Source organism: Mycolicibacterium rutilum, assembly GCF_900108565.1.
Taxonomy (GTDB): Bacteria; Actinomycetota; Actinomycetes; order Mycobacteriales; family Mycobacteriaceae; genus Mycobacterium; species Mycobacterium rutilum.
The window spans coordinates 3,474,681-3,490,898 of record NZ_LT629971.1 but is presented as its reverse complement, the minus strand read 5'-3'; the positions used below and the strand labels follow the sequence as shown (position 1 = coordinate 3,490,898).

16 protein-coding genes and 1 pseudogene are annotated in these 16,218 nt (G+C 70.3%); 8 read left to right on the top strand and 9 right to left on the bottom strand.

Going from position 1 to position 16,218, the window contains the following annotated elements; translation table 11 throughout:
• Nucleotides 1-83: 83 nt before the first annotated feature.
• Genes BLW81_RS17035 through BLW81_RS17010 form a run of 6 tightly spaced genes read right to left on the bottom strand, consistent with a single transcriptional unit; the run spans nucleotide 84 to nucleotide 4,070 of the window.
• Nucleotides 84-920, bottom strand: coding sequence for a DegV family protein (locus BLW81_RS17035; protein WP_083408189.1), 837 nt, complete (start codon nucleotides 918-920; stop codon nucleotides 84-86).
• Nucleotides 911-1,633, bottom strand: coding sequence for a diglucosylglycerate octanoyltransferase (octT, locus tag BLW81_RS17030; protein ID WP_083408188.1), 723 nt, complete (start codon nucleotides 1,631-1,633; stop codon nucleotides 911-913). Before octT ends, BLW81_RS17035 begins: the two co-directional genes overlap by 10 nt.
• On the bottom strand, nucleotides 1,623-2,291 hold the full coding sequence (gene gpgP, locus BLW81_RS17025) for a glucosyl-3-phosphoglycerate phosphatase (RefSeq protein WP_083408187.1): 669 nt from the start codon (nucleotides 2,289-2,291) through the stop codon (nucleotides 1,623-1,625). Before gpgP ends, octT begins: the two co-directional genes overlap by 11 nt.
• Complete coding sequence (gene rsfS / locus BLW81_RS17020; RefSeq protein ID WP_083408186.1) at nucleotides 2,288-2,674, bottom strand: ribosome silencing factor; 387 nt, start codon at nucleotides 2,672-2,674, stop codon at nucleotides 2,288-2,290. The genes gpgP and rsfS overlap by 4 nt, the downstream gene beginning before the upstream one ends.
• On the bottom strand, nucleotides 2,671-3,309 hold the full coding sequence (nadD, locus tag BLW81_RS17015) for a nicotinate-nucleotide adenylyltransferase (protein ID WP_083408185.1): 639 nt from the start codon (nucleotides 3,307-3,309) through the stop codon (nucleotides 2,671-2,673). The genes rsfS and nadD overlap by 4 nt, the downstream gene beginning before the upstream one ends.
• A 32-nt stretch (nucleotides 3,310-3,341) precedes the next feature.
• Nucleotides 3,342-4,070: a GntR family transcriptional regulator gene (locus tag BLW81_RS17010; RefSeq protein WP_083410603.1), complete on the bottom strand. Its 729-nt coding sequence runs from the start codon at nucleotides 4,068-4,070 to the stop codon at nucleotides 3,342-3,344.
• A gap of 162 nt (nucleotides 4,071-4,232) precedes the next feature.
• Between BLW81_RS17010 and BLW81_RS17005 the strand changes: the two genes are divergently transcribed.
• Genes BLW81_RS17005 through BLW81_RS16990 form a run of 4 tightly spaced genes read left to right on the top strand, consistent with a single transcriptional unit; the run spans nucleotide 4,233 to nucleotide 9,797 of the window.
• The gene (locus tag BLW81_RS17005) at nucleotides 4,233-5,735 is read left to right on the top strand and encodes an amino acid permease (protein WP_083408184.1); all 1,503 of its coding nucleotides are present in this window, start codon (nucleotides 4,233-4,235) and stop codon (nucleotides 5,733-5,735) included.
• A gap of 2 nt (nucleotides 5,736-5,737) precedes the next feature.
• Nucleotides 5,738-7,174: an FGGY family carbohydrate kinase gene (locus tag BLW81_RS17000; protein WP_083408183.1), complete on the top strand. Its 1,437-nt coding sequence runs from the start codon at nucleotides 5,738-5,740 to the stop codon at nucleotides 7,172-7,174.
• A complete protein-coding gene (locus BLW81_RS16995) occupies nucleotides 7,171-8,562 on the top strand; it encodes an NAD(P)/FAD-dependent oxidoreductase (RefSeq protein ID WP_083408182.1) in 1,392 nt (463 codons plus the stop codon). Before BLW81_RS17000 ends, BLW81_RS16995 begins: the two co-directional genes overlap by 4 nt.
• Complete coding sequence (locus BLW81_RS16990) at nucleotides 8,559-9,797, top strand: NAD(P)/FAD-dependent oxidoreductase (RefSeq protein ID WP_083408181.1); 1,239 nt, start codon at nucleotides 8,559-8,561, stop codon at nucleotides 9,795-9,797. Before BLW81_RS16995 ends, BLW81_RS16990 begins: the two co-directional genes overlap by 4 nt.
• A gap of 88 nt (nucleotides 9,798-9,885) precedes the next feature.
• Here BLW81_RS16990 and BLW81_RS16985 read toward each other — a convergent pair whose 3' ends face one another.
• From BLW81_RS16985 to BLW81_RS16975, 3 genes are read right to left on the bottom strand one after another with little or no spacing between them, the layout of a single operon-like run.
• A complete protein-coding gene (locus tag BLW81_RS16985) occupies nucleotides 9,886-11,340 on the bottom strand; it encodes a vWA domain-containing protein (RefSeq protein WP_083408180.1) in 1,455 nt (484 codons plus the stop codon).
• Nucleotide 11,341: 1 nt separating this feature from the next.
• A complete protein-coding gene (locus BLW81_RS16980; RefSeq protein ID WP_083408179.1) occupies nucleotides 11,342-12,217 on the bottom strand; it encodes an AAA family ATPase in 876 nt (291 codons plus the stop codon).
• A gap of 20 nt (nucleotides 12,218-12,237) precedes the next feature.
• Complete coding sequence (locus BLW81_RS16975) at nucleotides 12,238-13,485, bottom strand: glutamate-5-semialdehyde dehydrogenase (protein WP_083408178.1); 1,248 nt, start codon at nucleotides 13,483-13,485, stop codon at nucleotides 12,238-12,240.
• 73 nt (nucleotides 13,486-13,558) lie between these two features.
• On the opposite strand from BLW81_RS16975, the gene BLW81_RS16970 reads away from it, so the two are divergent.
• The 4 genes and pseudogenes from BLW81_RS16970 to BLW81_RS16955 all read left to right on the top strand — a co-directional run bounded on the left by BLW81_RS16970 (nucleotide 13,559) and on the right by BLW81_RS16955 (nucleotide 16,212).
• Nucleotides 13,559-14,452: a PfkB family carbohydrate kinase gene (locus BLW81_RS16970; protein WP_083408177.1), complete on the top strand. Its 894-nt coding sequence runs from the start codon at nucleotides 13,559-13,561 to the stop codon at nucleotides 14,450-14,452.
• Nucleotides 14,449-15,291 carry an enoyl-CoA hydratase/isomerase family protein gene (locus BLW81_RS16965; RefSeq protein WP_083408176.1) on the top strand — a complete coding sequence of 281 codons (843 nt, stop codon included), beginning with the start codon at nucleotides 14,449-14,451 and terminating at the stop codon, nucleotides 15,289-15,291. The genes BLW81_RS16970 and BLW81_RS16965 overlap by 4 nt, the downstream gene beginning before the upstream one ends.
• A 46-nt stretch (nucleotides 15,292-15,337) precedes the next feature.
• Nucleotides 15,338-15,610 (top strand): annotated as a pseudogene (locus tag BLW81_RS16960) (ArsR/SmtB family transcription factor); the annotation flags it as partial.
• On the top strand, nucleotides 15,610-16,212 hold the full coding sequence (locus tag BLW81_RS16955; RefSeq protein ID WP_083410602.1) for a methyltransferase family protein: 603 nt from the start codon (nucleotides 15,610-15,612) through the stop codon (nucleotides 16,210-16,212). The pseudogene BLW81_RS16960 and the gene BLW81_RS16955, both read left to right, overlap by 1 nt.
• Nucleotides 16,213-16,218 lie beyond the last annotated feature (6 nt).

The following is a 16,218-nucleotide window of genomic DNA, read 5'->3' as shown; positions in this document are numbered from 1 at the left end:
ACAAGGGTCGCCGAGAGTGCGGTTGTGTACGTAAATCGCGAGTGAAGGCGCGAACAAGCGTGCGCTCGGCGTGAAAAAGGGCCTTAGTCGGCGACCTGCACGACGACGCCGATCGCGCCCGCGCCGACGTGAATCGACAGCACCGGCCCCATGTCGGTGACGATCAGCGGGTCCACCTGCGGCAGCCGGTCGGTCAGCGCTGCGCCGAGCTGATCGGCGCCGTCGTGGTTGTCCACGTGGTGCACCGCGATCGACGCGCGCCGCTCCCCGACCAGGTCGACGACGCGGTCGACCATCGCGGCGTGCGCCTTGCCGATCGTCCGGATGCGCTGATCGAGCACCAGCCTGCCGTCGACGTCGAGGGCCAGCAGCGGTTTGAGTGAGAGCGCGGTGCCCAGCCAGGACGCCGCGGTGCCGATCCGCCCGCTGCGCCGCAGATTGTCGAGCCGGTGCACGACGATGAACGCGGAGGTGCGTTCGACCGCCGAACGGGCCGCCGCCTCAACGGAATCGACGTCGGCTCCGGTCGCTGCGGCACGCGCGGCGGCCAGCGCGGTGAAGCCGACACCCATCGCCGCCGACCGCGAGTTCACCACCCGCACCGAGGACCCGAACTCGCGGGCGGCTTGCACTGCCGAGCTGTACGAACTCGACAGCGCCGCCGAAAGGTGCACGGCGACAACACCGTCGCCGTCGCTGTCGCTCAGCGCGTGCTGGTAGGCCTCGGCCAGGTCGGCCGGCGCGGCGCCCGCGGTACTGGCCCGCGGGACCGCGTGGATGTCGTAGGGCACCTCGTCGACACCGTCGCGCAGGTCGATCAGGTCGACCAGCACGTGCAGCGGGACCTGACGGATGTTCCACTGCTTCAACTCGTCGGGCGCCAACCGCGACGACGAGTCGGTGACCACCACTACGGACATGCGATGCCGGCTTCGGCGAGCGCCTTGAGCATCAGGTCCGCCACCGCCCGGTGCCCCTCGAAGTTCCAGTGGATGCCGTCGGGGTTGCCCTGACCGCTCATCACGTACTCGCCGACCGCCGCCTTGAGGTCGACGAGCGGAACGTCGTGCTGCTCGGCCCATTCGGTGATCGCCCGGACGGTGCCCTCGCGGCCGTGGTGCGCCTTGCCGTAGGTCTCGGCGATGTGCACCGACGGCAGGCAGGCGACGACGGGTATGCCGGGCCGGTTGAAATCGATCGCACCGCGGGTCATCTCGAGGTACTCGGCGGTCAGGTGCGGTGGCAGCGCGGCCCGCGACACCGGCGACAGCCGCGGCTGAACCCACCCGTACCCGTCGCGAACCCAGCGCCGCAGGAACGGCGGCCGCACGTAGCGGATCAGCTCACGCAGCGCGGTCGGCAAGGGCGAGGGCAGCGAGTCCATGCCACCGGTTGCGAACACCACGGCGCCGGCCCGCGGCAACGCCGCCCACGCGCGGGGGTCCTGCGTGGCCGCCCACCACACGTCGCGACAGGTCCAGCCGATCCGCCCGATCACCTCGACATCCCAGTCCAGTTGTGTGGCAACGAGGTTGGGCCAGATGCGGGGATCGTCGGCGGGCAGGCCGCCGGTGGGGCCGTAGTACGACAGCGAGTCGCAGAAGACCAGCAGCGTGGGGCGTTCAGAGGACATCGCCGGCCACCTGCGCCGAGGCGTTCCACACGTCGAGCCGCCACCGGATGCCCTGAGCAGTGGCGTCGGCGTCGCTGTGGCCGGACAGCTGCACCCAGCTGGCGTTGCCCATGCCGCCGAGAATCGGCCAGTTGTCGACCGGCAGGGCGAGCAGCGCGGCGGTCAAGGCCGCGATCAGACCGCCGTGCGCGACCAGCACCACGGGCCGGTCGGGATCGACGGCACCCCAGTCGGTCTGCTGCTCGATCAGCTCGCTCACCGCGGGCATACTGCGCGACGCGACGTCGACGCGGCTCTCCCCGCCCGGCGGTGCCCACCGAGAGTCGTTGCGCCACACCATCCGAGCACCGGGCGCGACGGCGTCGACCTCATGGTGCGTCAGGCCCTGCCACTCCCCAAGATGCGTTTCGCGCAGCCGGACGTCGGCCTGCACCGGCACGCCGGAGCGGTCACCGAGCACGATCGCGGTGTCGAATGCGCGCCGCAGATCCGAGGACACGATCACCAGCGGTTGGCGTTTGGCCAGCACCTCGGCCGCCGCGAGGGCCTGCTCCTTGCCGAGGTCGGTCAGGTCGGTGTCGAGCTGACCCTGCATCCGGCTGCCCGCGTTGTACTCGGTCTGGCCGTGCCGCAGCATCACCAGGCGCCGGACCCTCACTGGTCGCCTTCCGCTGCGGGCGGCGCGTCGACGTCGATCGGCAGCGTCGGGCAGTCGCGCCACAACCGGTCCAGCGCATAGAAATTGCGTTCGTCCTGATGCTGGATGTGCACGACGATGTCGACGTAGTCGAGCAGGGTCCAGCGGCCCTCGCGGGCGCCTTCGCGGCGGGCGGGCTTGTGCCCGGCCAGGCGCATCTTCTCCTCGACCTCGTCGACGATCGCATTGACCTGCCGCTCGTTGGAGGCCGACGCGATCACGAAGCAGTCGGTGATCACGAGTTGGCCCGAGACGTCGATGACGACGACATCGTCGGCGAGTTTGGACGCGGCCGCCTGTGCGGCCACCGTGGCCATGCGGACGGCTTCGTCGGAGGCGCTCATTGATGCTTCCCCTGTGTTGTGAGTGATTGGGCGGCATAGAGTTTGCGTTTGGTGACGTACTGGACGACACCGTCGGGCACCAGGTACCAGATCGGCCGGTTCTCCTCCGCGCGCTTGCGGCAGTCGGTGGACGAGATCGCCAGCGCGGGCACCTCGACGAGTTGCAGCGCGTCGTCGGGCAGTTCTTTGATCGCCGCCGCGATGTGCTTGCCGTCGAGCTCGTAGCCCGGCCTGCTCACCCCGACGAAGTTGGCGATCGAGAACATCTCCTCGAAGTTCTGCCACGTCAGGATCGACGCCAGCGCGTCGGCGCCGGTGATGAAGAACAGGTCGGCGTCCGGGTTGAGCCGATGCAGGTCCCGCAGGGTGTCCTTGGTGTAGGTGGGCCCGCCCCGGTCGATGTCGACACGGCTCACGCTGAACCGCGGATTGGACGCGGTCGCGATGACCGTCATCAGATAGCGGTCCTCGGGGGCGGTGACGTCGCGGCCCTTCTGCCACGGCTGGCCGGTCGGCACGAAGACCACCTCGTCGAGCTCGAACCGGTCGGCCACCTCGCTGGCGGCGACCAGGTGCCCGTGGTGGATGGGGTCGAACGTTCCACCCATCACGCCGAGCCTGCGCCTTTGAGCCACGAACAGCCAGCTTACGGCAGTAGCCGAGCCGCTCAGACGGGTGAGAGCCGATGCGCACCGAGACGTTCGGACACCTCGAACGACGCCCGGTCGGCGCGGTAGACGTCGCGGGCGTACTCGACGCAGCGCCCCGCAGCGTCCTCGGTGCGGCGCGTCAGCAACGTGCCCGCCGAGCCCGCGCGCACGCCGAGCTGGGCACTCGAGGCGTCGTCGAGCACGATCGACTCCAGCACCGCAGTCGATCGCGCCAGGTCGATGCCATACCGGTCGCGCAGCACCGCCCACAGCGACCCGTCCCCGGACTCGTCGAGGATGCCCGGGGTGAGATCCGCCGGCAGGAACGTCGTCTCCAGCGCAAACGGGACGTCATCGACCGAACGCAGCCGATGGAAGGCGTGCACCATCGCGCCGTCCTCGAGTCCCAGCGCGAGCTGCACCGCCGGGGTCGGGTGCTGGTGCTCGGCCCACAGCAGGCGGGCCGCCGGGCGCAGGCCCAGCCGCGCCACCTCCTCGGAGAAGCTGCCGATGTGAAAACGCACCCGCGGTTCGGCGACGAACGTGCCGCGCGGCGGCTTGCGGTAGACCACCCCCTCGCTCTCCAGCAGCGACAGCGCCTGACGGGCGGTCATCCGGCTGACCCCGTGCTGCTCGGCCAGCTCACGCTCCGACGGCAGCAGGGTATGGGGCCCGAGCTGCTCGGTTTCGATGCGGTCGCGAACCAGGGCGGCGATCGCGATGTAGCGCGGGGTGGCCGGCGGCATGCTCGCAGCGTAGCCGGGAAAACCGCCCCGCAGCACGCGTCGATCACGAACCACATGGTCTATGCCATCGATTCGTTAACAGTCTGTGTCAACGGTTGACGACGGTTCGCATGCACTCCATACTTCGGTTCAACCAGATGGTCTATACCACCGGAGGGAACGATGTCGGCACCAGATCCAGCGGTTTCCAGCGACGCCGCCGAGCTCGCGCAGTTCGGCTACAAACAAGCCCTCGAACGCCGCACCGGACGATTCGCGTCCTTCGCGGTGGCGTTCGCGTTCGTCTCGATCGCGACCGGCATCTTCACCACCTACGGGTCGGTGCTCAACTCATCGGGTCCGGTCGGCATCTGGACGTGGCCGATCGCCGTGATCGGACAGTTGGCGGTGGCGTTCGCGCTCGGCGCGCTGGCCGCCAGGATCCCGGTGACCGGCTACCACTACCAGTGGATGTCGCGGCTGGCCAACCCCGTGCTGGGGTGGATCCTGGGCTGGATCTCGTTCACCTTCCTGGCGATCGTGGTGGTCGCCGTCGACTACACGATCGCGTCGACGATCATGCCGGTGCTGCTCAACTACGAGGCCACCGCGACCATCACGTGGCTGGTCACCGCCCTCGTCCTGACGGGTCAGGCGCTGCTGGTGGCGTTTTCGACGCCGTGGGCCGAGCGGGTCAACAACAGCCTGGTCACCCTCGAACTCGTCGGCATGGTCGCGTTGACCCTGCTGCTGTTCGTCGTCGCGGCGATCCGCGGCGAGGTGGACGTCGCGAACCTGTTCAGCAAGGGCGCCGTTGCTACCGAGGGCTTCTGGAGCTTCGGGGACCTGACCTCGGCGGGGCCGTGGATGCTCGGCTTCCTGCTCGGCGCGTTCACCATCGTCGGCTTCGAGTCGGCGGCGAACCTGGCCGAGGAGACCAACGACCCGGAACGCGTTGTGCCCCGGGCGATGTGGCAGGCCGTGCTGGCCTCGGGCGTGTTGGGCTTCCTGTTCATCGTCGCGGTGACGCTGGCCGCCGGCGACCCCGTCGCGCTCGCCGAATCGGGCACCCCGATCGCCGACGTCATCGAGAACACGCTCGGCTCGGCCGTGGCCACCCTGCTGTTGATCATGGTGGTGCTGGCGATCTTCGCCTGCGGTTTGGTCATCATGATCACCGGTGTGCGGCTGACGTGGGCGATGTCGCGCGACGAACGGTTCCCCGGCTGGCAGCAGTGGGGCCAGATCTCGAACCGCTTCCGCACCCCGTTCAAGGCGACGGTGCTGTATTTCGTGCTCGCGCAACTGATTCTGGCGATCTTCTCGCAGTCGGAGACCGCCCTGTTCACGCTCTTCAGTGCCGCGACGCTGCTGCCCGCGGTGATGTACGCCTCGACGGTGGTGCTCTACCTGATCAAGCGCAAGTCGCTGCCCGAGAGCGACAAGTTCAACCTCGGCGCCTGGGAGATCCCGGTGCTCGTCGTCGCGGTCGTGTGGCTGGCGTTCGAGCTCGCGTTGTTCCGGGACTCGAGTTTCAAGGAGGCGTGGGCATACGTCATCGTGATGTGGGTGATCGGCGCCTGCTACCTCGGCTATCTGCTGGCCACCCGCGGCCGGCACGGGCTGACCATGCCCGGCATGGAGTCGATCGACGCCGAACTCGAGCATGAAGCGGAGAAAGGCTGAGCATGCGTCACGTCCTGGCGATCGACCAGGGCACCTCCGGAACGAAGGCCGTGGTGGTCGACGACACCGGCCAGGTGGTGTCGATCTCCGAGGTTCCGTTGCGGCCGCAGTATCTGCCCGGCGGCGGCGTCGAACAGGACCCCGAGGAACTGTTCGACTCCGTGGTCACCGCGGGACGGCAGGCGCTGGCGCAGGCGGGCGTGCCGGTGGCGGCGGTCGGGCTGGCCAACCAGGGTGAGACCGTGCTGGCCTGGGACCGCGACACCGGGCGGCCCCTGACCCCGGCGGTGGTCTGGCAGGACCGGCGGTCGGCGACGATCTGCGAGCCGCTGTCGGCGTCGGCGGCCGCCGTCGCCGAACGCACAGGCCTGGTGCTCGACCCCTACTTCTCGGCACCGAAAATGGCGTGGCTGCGGGCGAATTCGACGACCGCGGGCGTCGTCACCACCACCGACACCTGGCTGGTGCACCGGTTGTGCGGTGCGTTCGTCACCGACGCCTCGACCGCCAGCCGCTCACTGCTGACGGGCCTGAACTCGGCCGCGTGGGACGACGAACTGGTCGAGCTGTTCGGGCTCGGCGGCGAGGCCCTGCCGGAGATCGTCGGCAGCGACGAGGTCGTCGGGCACACCGAGGTGTTCGGGGCGCCGATCCCGGTCGCCGGGCTGATCGTCGACCAGCAGGCCGCGCTGCTGGCCGAGTCGTGCCTGGCGCCCGGCTCGGCGAAATGCACCTACGGCACCGGGGCGTTCCTGCTCGCGCAGCTCGGCGGCAACCCGGCGCGCTCGACGTCGGGGCTGACCACGTCGGTGGCGTGGCGGCTGCGCGGCGACACCTCGTACTGCGTCGACGGCCAGGTGTACACCGCGGCGTCGGCGGTGCGCTGGGCCATCGACATCGGCCTGGTCCCCGCACCCGATCAGATCGACTCGGCCGCAGCCGATTCCAGCGACGGTGTGTTGTGCGTGCCCGCGCTGGCCGGGCTGGCGGCGCCGTGGTGGGACTCGTCGGCGACCGCGTCGTTCACCGGGATGACGCTGTCCAGCGGGCGCGGCCAGTTGGTGCGCGCGCTGATCGAGGGCATCGCCGCCTCGGTGTGCGCGCTCACCGACCTGGTGGGCACCGACCTCGGGCAGCCGCTGACCCGGCTGCGGGTGGACGGCGGATTGACGCGCTCGGCCGTGCTCATGCAGGCGCAGGCGGATCTCGGCCGCATCCCCGTCGAGGTCTACCCGTCGCTGCACGCCACCGCGCTCGGCGCCGCCGCCTGCGCCCGGCTGGCGCTCGACCCGAGCCTGACCGTCGAGGAGGCGGTCGGCACGTGGACCCCGCACCGCACTTACGACCCGCAATGGCCTGCCGACCGCGCCGCCGACTACCTGGACAGGTGGCGTCGAGCCGCGGAATCACAACTGACACAGAAGGAGACGACCACATGAGCGGCCCGGCCAACGTCTACGACGTCATCGTGGTGGGCGGCGGAATCGTGGGCTGCGCGATCGCGCGGGCGTTGGCAGGCACCGACCTGTCGGTCACCCTGCTGGAAGCCCGCGCCGACATCGGCGACGGCACCAGCAAGGCCAACACCGCGTTGCTGCACACCGGTTTCGACGCCACGCCGGGCACGCTCGAGTCGCGGCTCGTCGCCCGCGGCTACGAGTTGCTCGGCGACTACGCCGAGCAGACCGGGATTCCCGTCGAACGCACCGGCGCGCTGCTGGTCGCCTGGACCGACGAAGAGCGCGACGCACTGCCCAAGCTCAAGGACAAGGCCGAACGCAACGGCTATCACGCGTGCGAGATCGTCGGCGCCGACGAGGTTTACCGCCGCGTTCCGGCGCTTGGCCCCGGCGCGTTGGCCGGGTTGACCGTCCCGGGTGAGGGACTGATCTGTACGTGGACGACCAACCTTGCGCTGGGTACCGACGCCGTGCAGCGCGGGGCGCACTTGCGGCGGCGCGCACGGGTGACCGGGGTGAGCGTCGGCGACGACGTCACCACCGTGCACACGACGGCCGGGGACGTGACGGGCCGGTGGGTGATCAACGCCGCGGGACTGGGCGCCGACCATCTCGACGCGCAGTTCGGCTATCACCGGTTCACCGTGACCCCGCGGCGCGGTGAACTACTGGTGTTCGACAAGCTGACCCGGCCGATGGTGCCGCTGATCGTGCTCGCGGTGCCGTCATCGCGCGGCAAAGGCGTGCTGGTCAGCCCGACGATCTACGGCAACGTGATGGTCGGGCCGACGTCGGAGAACCTCGAAGACCGCACCGCCACCGGCACTTCCGAGGACGGCTTCGACTTCCTGGTCAGCAAGGGCCGCGCGTTGATGCCGTCGCTGTTCGACGACGAGATCACCGCGACCTACGCCGGCCTGCGCGCCGCCATCGACCGCGATGACTACCTCATCGACCTCGACCCAAGCCAGCGCTACGTCCTCGTCGGCGGCATCCGCTCCACGGGGCTGACGTCCGGCATGGCGATCGCCGAACACGTCGCCGGACTGTTGGCCGACGCCGGCCTCGACCTCACCGAACGGCCGGAACTGCCTGCGCCGCCGCGGATGCCGAACATCGGCGAGAACGGGATGCGCCCGTACCAGGACGCCGACCGGATCGCCGCCGACGCCGAGTACGGCCGGATCGTGTGCTTCTGCGAGCGGGTGACCGCCGGGGAGATCCGCGATGCGTTCGGGTCGGTCATCCCGCCCGCCGATCTCGACGGGCTGCGCCGCCGCACCCGGGTGATGAACGGGCGGTGCCAGGGCTTCTACTGCGGCGCGAACACTCACGCGCTGCTGCAGGCGAACGGCGGCGTGCGATGACCGACCAGCACGTGGCGGTGGCGATCGTCGGCGGCGGACCGTCCGGGCTGACCGCCGCCGCCGCACTGGCCAAGAGCGTCGACGGTGAGGTCCTCGTCATCGAGCGTGAAGCCGAGACCGGCGGAATCCCCCGCCACAGTGACCATCTCGGTTACGGCATCCGCGACCTCAAGCGGTTCATCACCGGACCGGCCTATGCCCGTCGGCTCACCGAAGCGGCGCAGGCGGCCGGTGCGGTGCTGGAGACCGAGGCGATGGTCACCGGGTGGGCCGGTGAGCGCCGGCTGCAGGTGACGTCCCCGCGCGGGGTGCGCACCGTGACCGCCGACGCGGTGGTGCTCGCGACCGGCGCCCGGGAAAGGCCGCGGCCGGCCCGGCTGGTGCCCGGCGACCGGCCCGACGGCGTCTACACGACCGGGCAGCTGCAGAACCTGGTGCACATCCACCACGCAAAGGTGGGCAGCCGCGCCGTGATCGTCGGCGCCGAACTGGTCAGCTGGTCGGCGGTGCTCACGCTGCGCGAATCCGGTTGTGCCACGGCGGCGATGGTGAGCGAGTATCCGCGTGCGGAGGCGTACGCCGCGTTCCGGGTGCCCGGACGGGTGCTGATGGACGGACCGGTGCTGACCCGCAGCAAGGTGGTCGGGATCCACGGCAAGGGCCGGGTGCGCTCGGTGACGGTGGAGAACCTCGACACCGGTGCGCGCTCGACGATCGACTGCGACACCGTCGTGTTCACCGGGGACTGGGTGCCCGATCACGAACTCGCGCGCACCGGCGGGTTGGCGATGGATGCCGCGACCCGCGGCCCGGTCGTCGACGCGGCGTTGCGCACCAGCGCGGCCGGGGTGTTCGCAGTGGGCAACCTGCTGCATCCGGTCGATACGGCCGACTGCGCGGCGCTCGACGGGCGGCACGTCGCTGACGCGGTGACGCGGTGGCTGACCCGCAGCCACGAGCCTCAGACCGGACCCCGCATCCGCACCGCCGGGCCGATCAGATGGATTGCGCCGCAGGTGGTTTCGAACGGCGACACGGCCCCGCGCGGTGACCTGTTGATGTGGGTCGACGAGTACCGGCGCCTGCCGCGGCTGCGCGCCGTGCAGGACGGCAAGGTGCTGGCCCGCCACCGCACCCCGTGGCCGGCCTCCCCCGGCCGGGTCTACCGGGCGCCGTGGTCACTGGTGGCCGGCGCGGATCCGTCGGGCGGGGACGTCACCGTCTCGTTCGAGTGACTTCTTCCGGCGAGCAGACGTCAAATGCCCCTTTTTCGCCGTTTTTCGGGGGATTTTGCGTCTGCTCGCGGGAAGTACCGCGGAGAAATCAGACCGGCAGCAGCGCGTCGATGACGGTGGCCAACTGCTTGGCCGACCGGCACTCGTGCATGGTGATGACGTCCTCGTAGCGCGGGACGGCCGAGTCGCCGCTGCCCCACAGGTGCCGCGGCTCGGGGTTGAGCCAATGCGCGTGCCTGCTGGAGTTCACCATGTGCGCGAGCAGATCGACCTCGGGGTTGCGGTAGTTGTTGCGGCCGTCCCCGAGCACCAGCAGCGCGCTGCGCGGCGAGAGCACGTTGGGCCACTTGTCCATGAACGACACGAACGCGTGCCCGTAGTCGGAGTGCCCGTCGCGGGTGTACACCCCGGCCTCGCGGGTGATGCGCTGCACGGCAACCGCCAGATCCGCGTCGGGCCCGAACAGTTCGGTGACCTCGTCGGTGGTGTCGATGAACGCGAACACGCGCACCCGCGAGAACTGTTGGCGCAGCGCGTGGACGAGCAGCAGCGTGAAGTGGCTGAAACCGGCCACCGAGCCGGACACGTCGCACAGCACCACCAGCTCGGGCCGCGCGGGATGCGGCTTCTTGAGCACCACGTCGATCGGCACCCCGCCGGTGGACATGGACTTGCGCAGCGTCTTGCGCAGATCGATCTCACCGGCGCGCGACCGGCGCCGCCGCGCGGCCAGCCGGGTCGCCAGGGTGCGGGCCAGCGGCTGGACCACCCGCCGCATCTGGCGCAGCTGCTCACCGGAGGCGCGCAGGAACTCGACGTTCTCCGCGAGCTGCGGCACGCCGTACATCTGCACGTGGTCGCGGCCGAGCTGTTCGGCGGTGCGCCGCTTGGTCTCCCCCTCGACCATCTTGCGCAATTGATTGATGCGTTGCGCGGCAAGGGCTTTGGCGATCTGCTCCTGCGTCGGCGTCGGCTCGTCGCCGTACGGGGCCAGCAGTCCCGCCAGCAGCCGGCCCTCGAGGTCGTCGAGGTTCATCGCCTTGAGCGCCTGATACGACGAGTACGACGGCCCGCGGCTCGAGTTGTACCGGCCGTAAGCCTCCACGATCTGGGCGATCATCGCGGCCAGCCGCTCGTCGAGGTTGGCCAGATCCTCGTTGTCGGCAAGCATGTCGAGCAGCGCCGAGCGCATCGCCTCGATGTCCTCGGGCGGCAACCCCTGATCATCGGAATCCGAATCGCCGTCGTCGTCGGACTCCATCAGCACGGTCTTGGCGCCCAGCGCCGCGGGGAACCACAGGTCGAACATCGCGTCGTAGGTGTCGCGGTGATCGGGGCGGCGCAACACCGCGCACGCGATGCCCTCGCGCAGCGCCTCGCGGTCCTGCAGGCCCAGCACCGAGATCACCCGTCCCGCGTCGACGGTCTCCGACGGACCTACCGAGATCCCCTGCGCGCGAAGCGCTTCGACGAACCCGACCAGATGCCCGGGCAGGCCGTGCGGTGCCAGCGGCTGAGGTGGGCGGGTCCGGCGCAGCGCCATGTCAGTTCAGCCTCAGCTCGCCGGATGCCTTGATCTGGTCGGACTGGTGTTTGAGCACCACGCCGAGGGTCGCCGCGATCGTCGCGTCGTCGAGGGTGTCGAGGCCCAGCGCCAAAATGGTGCGGCCCCAGTCGATCGTCTCGGCGACCGACGGCAGCTTCTTGAGCTGCATGCCGCGCAGCACGCCGATCACCTTGACCAGCTCGTCGGCCAGCCGCTCCGGCAGCTCGGGCACCCGCGACAGCAGGATGCGCCGCTCGAGGTCCGGATCGGGGAAGTCGATGTGCAGGAACAGACACCGGCGCTTGAGCGCCTCGGACAGTTCTCGGGTCGCGTTGGAGGTCAGCACGACGAACGGCGGCCGCTCGGCGGTGATGGTGCCCAGTTCCGGCACCGTCACCGCGAAGTCGGACAGCACCTCGAGCAGCAGGCCCTCGATCTCGATGTCGGCCTTGTCGGTCTCGTCGATCAGCAGCACGGTCGGCTCGGTGCGCCGGATCGCGGTCAGCAGCGGCCGCGACAGCAGGAACTCCTCGCTGAACACGTCGTCGCGGGTCTGGTCCCAGTCGCCGTGCCCGGCCTGGATCCGCAGGATCTGCTTGGCGTGGTTCCACTCGTAGAGCGCGCGGGCCTCGTCGACACCCTCGTAGCACTGCAGCCGCACCAGGCCCGAGCCCGTCGACTGCGCGACCGCACGGGCCAGTTCGGTCTTGCCGACGCCGGCCGGCCCCTCCACCAGTAGCGGCTTGCCGAGCCGGTCGGCGAGGAACACCGCTGTGGCGGTGGCGGTGTCGGGCAGATAGCCGGTTTCGGCGAGCCGCCGACCGACATCCTCGATGTCGGCGAACAGCGGCGCGGGACGCGCAGGGACACTCACGAGAGAAGTTCTCCTCTATCTCAGGCCGGGCGGGTGTGGCCGTCTCCCCACACAATCCACTTGGTAGACGTCAGTTCGGGCAGCCCCATCGGGCCGCGGGCGTGCAGCTTCTGGGTGGAGATGCCGATCTCGGCGCCGAACCCGAACTGCTCACCGTCGGTGAACGCCGTCGACGCGTTGACCATCACCGCGGCCGCATCGACGCGCTCGGTGAACCGTTGGGCCGCAGCCAGATCGGTGGCCACGATGGCCTCGGTGTGGCCGGTGCCGAACTCGTTGATGTGGGCGATAGCGGCGTCGACACCGTCGACCACGGCCACGGCGATGTCCATCGACAGGAACTCGGCGCGCAGCTCGTCCTCGGACGGGTTGTCGTGCACCGCGACCCCGGCCTCGCGCAGCGCCGCGGTCAGCCGCGGCACCGCGGTGTCGGCGATCGCGGCGTCGATGAGCACGGACTCGGCGGCGTTGCAGACACTGGGCCGGCGGGTCTTGGCGTTGAGCAGGATGCGTTCCGCGACGTCGAGGTCGGCCGAGGCGTGCACGTACACGTGGCAGTTGCCGACGCCGGTCTCGATCGTGGGCACCGTCGCATCGCGCACCACCGCGTCGATGAGGCCGGCGCCGCCGCGCGGGATCACCACGTCGACCAGACCGCGCGCCTGGATGAGGTGGGTGACGCTGGCGCGGTCCTCGCTGGGCAGCAGTTGGACGGCGTCGGCGTCGAGCAGCTCGGTGGCCAGCGCGGCGCGCAGCGCGTTCACCAGCGCGGCGTTCGAGCGCGCCGCCGACGAGCTGCCGCGCAGCAACACCGCGTTGCCCGCCTTCAGCGTCAACCCGAACGCGTCGACGGTGACGTTGGGGCGCCCCTCGTAGACGATGCCGACGACGCCGAGCGGCACCCGCTGCTGGCGGAGCTGCAGGCCGTTGGGCAGCGTGCGGCCGCGCAGCACCTCGCCGATCGGGTCGGGCAGGCCCGCCACCTGACGCAGACCGCTGGCGATGCCGTCGATGCGGTTCGGATTGAGCGCCAGCCGGTCGAGCATGGCCTCGGGGGTGCCGGCAGCGCGCGCTGCCTCCAGGTCGGCCTCGTTGGCCTCCAGGATCTGACCGGCCGACATCAGCACGTGATCCGCGGCGGTGTTCAGCGCGCGGTTCTTGGTCTCGGTGCTCAGCGTGGCCAGCGCGCGCGACGCGGCGCGCGCCCGGCGGGCGGCGTCGTGAACCTGCGAGCGCAGATCCAGGCCAGAGGGTGCCTGCACACTCATTGATCCAGGGTATCGAACAGGGTTCGGCCGTTCGACACGTGTCAGGAGGGCGGGCTGCATTAGCTTTGGCGTCATGGTGGCGCGAAGCTGCAGCCGGGTGTGCGTGGTGGGCAGTGTCAACGCCGATCTCACCTTCTCGGTGCGTACGCTGCCGCGACCCGGCCAGACGGTGCTCGCGTCGAATCTGGCGTTCGCGCCCGGCGGCAAAGGCGGCAACCAGGCGGTCGCGGCGGCCAGGGCGGGCGCGCAGGTGCAACTCGTCGCCGCGCTCGGCAACGACGGCGCCGCGGCCGGGCTGCGCGAGCACCTCGCAAGCAACGGCGTCGGCCTCGACGGCGTCGTCACGGTGCCGGGCCCCAGCGGCACGGCGGCCATCGTCGTCGACGCCGCGGCGGAGAACACGATCGTCGTCGCACCGGGCGCCAACGCGGCGCTGAGCGTCGACGCGCCCGAACTGCGCGCCGTCATCGCCGACAGCGACGTGGTGCTGATGCAGCTGGAGATCCCGATCGTGACCGTCGCCGCGGCCGCCGAGGTGGCGCGCGCGGCGGGCGCGCTCGTCGTCGTCAACGCCTCCCCCACCGGGGCACCGCCGCACGAGCTGATCGGTCTGTCGCACCTCGCCGACGTCGTCGTGGTCAACGAAACCGAGGCCGGCGAATGGCATTGGCCCGTACCGCATCTGGTGATCACCCGCGGTTCCCGCGGTGCGACCTATCTGGGGGACGGCGAACGCTTCGACGTGCCGGCCCCCGCGGTGCGCGCGGTGGACACCACCGGTGCGGGTGACGTGTTCGCCGGCGTGCTCGCCGCCGGCTGGCTCGACGGGCACGAGACGGCGCTGCGGCGGGCGTGCGCCGCGGCCGCGCTGTCGACGCTGGTGCCGGGAGCCGGCGACTGCGCGCCCTACGCCGATGCCATCGACGATGCTGTATCGGATCGCAAGGAGACAGAAAGGCACCTATGACAGCCGCCGACCCGACCACGACGACCGACACCCCGCGGCCCCCCGAAGGCGACTGGCTGGGCACCCCGTATCTGAAGTTCACCCGCGAGGGCGCGTTCGGGGTGTGTCGGCTGGACCGGCCGGCGGCGCGCAACGCGATGACGCCGGCGATGTACTTCGGGATCCGCTACGCGGTGCGCCACGTCGACGCCGATCCCGACCTCGCGGGCCTGCTCATCACCGGCACCGGGGACGTGTTCGCGCCGGGCGGCGACATGGGCGGCGGCGACGGCAGCGACGACTGGCTGACCTTCGGTTCGGCGCTGGGCATGGACGTGACGCCGTTCGAGACGCTGCGCCAGTCGGTCAAGCCGGTGGTGTCGGCGGTCAACGGGTTGTGCCAGGGTGGCGGCCTGCAGATCGCCATGTGCAGCGACATGGCGGTGGTCAGCGACCGGGCCACGTTCCGGGTGCCCGAGCTGTTCCGCGGCATCGCCGACACGTACTACAGCCAGATGCTGACCCGGCTCATCGGGCCGGTGCGCACCCGCGACCTGATGTTCACCGGGCGCACGCTGAGCGCGCAGGAAGCTTGCGAGTGGGGCATGGTCGCCCGCGTGGTGCCACACGATGAGCTGCTCGACACCGCCCGCGAAGTGCTCACCCAGTGCAGTCGCACCGCGCCAGGCGCCCGCGGCCTGGTCAAGTCGAGCATCGACAACTACCTCGGGCTGTTCGACCGGATCGGAATGCAGGCCAGCCTGTCGGCGCCGGAGGTGATCGAGGGGTTCCGGGCGTTCAAGGAGCGCCGCTCGCCGGAGTGGGTGCACCCCGACCTGCGCACCGAGGGCCGCCTCTAGCCGCGATTTCGGTGTAGTTGGTGGCGCTGACCGCAACCAACTACACCCAAATCGCGCGGAGATTCTGCTGATGCTGCGCGACGGGCCCGGCTACCCCGCCGAGATGGCGGACAAGATCGGCGTCTCGCGGCAGATCCTGTCCAACCACCTGGCGTGTCTGCGGGGCTGCGGTCTGGTCGTCACGCACCCCGAAGGCCGTCGCACCCGCTATGAACTGTCCGACCGGCGCATCACCCACGCGCTCGACGACCTCGTCGGCCTGGTGCTCGACGTCGACCCGGCCTGCTGCCCGGCCGCCGCCGAGGACGCGTGCTGCTGATGATCGCGCCCGTGCTCGCGTTGACGTTGTTCGTGGTGTTCGCCGCGCTCGGGTTCGGTTGGCGCAGTTGGCAACAGCGGCGCCGAACCGGCTCGACCGGGTTCAAGGGCATCAGTGGCACGCCGTTGTCCGCGGAGTGGCTGGCCGGCGTCGGGTTCATCGCGGCGATGGCGACGGCGGTGGTCGCGCCGACTCTGCAGCTCGCGGGACTGGTGCGGCCGCTGGTCGAGTCGTCGGCGTTGCTCGTCGCGGGTGTGGTGATCGCCGTCGCGGGGATCGCCGCCACGCTCTACGCGCAGGTCGACATGGGCGAGTCGTGGCGCATCGGCGTCGACGCCAGTGAGACGACGACGCTGGTGCGCCGCGGCGTCTTCGGCGTGGTCCGCAATCCGATCTTCACCGCGATGCTGGTGTTCGGCTTCGGTCTGATGCTGATCACCCCGAATGCCGTTGCCGTCGCGGGTTTTCTGCTGCTTCTCGCGACGATCGAGGCGCAGGTGCGCATCGTCGAGGAGCCCTATCTGCTCACCACGCACGGCGAGGACTACCGCGACTACCTGGCCACGGTCGGGCGGTTCGTGCCCGGCGTCGGACGGCGGTAGCGCGCC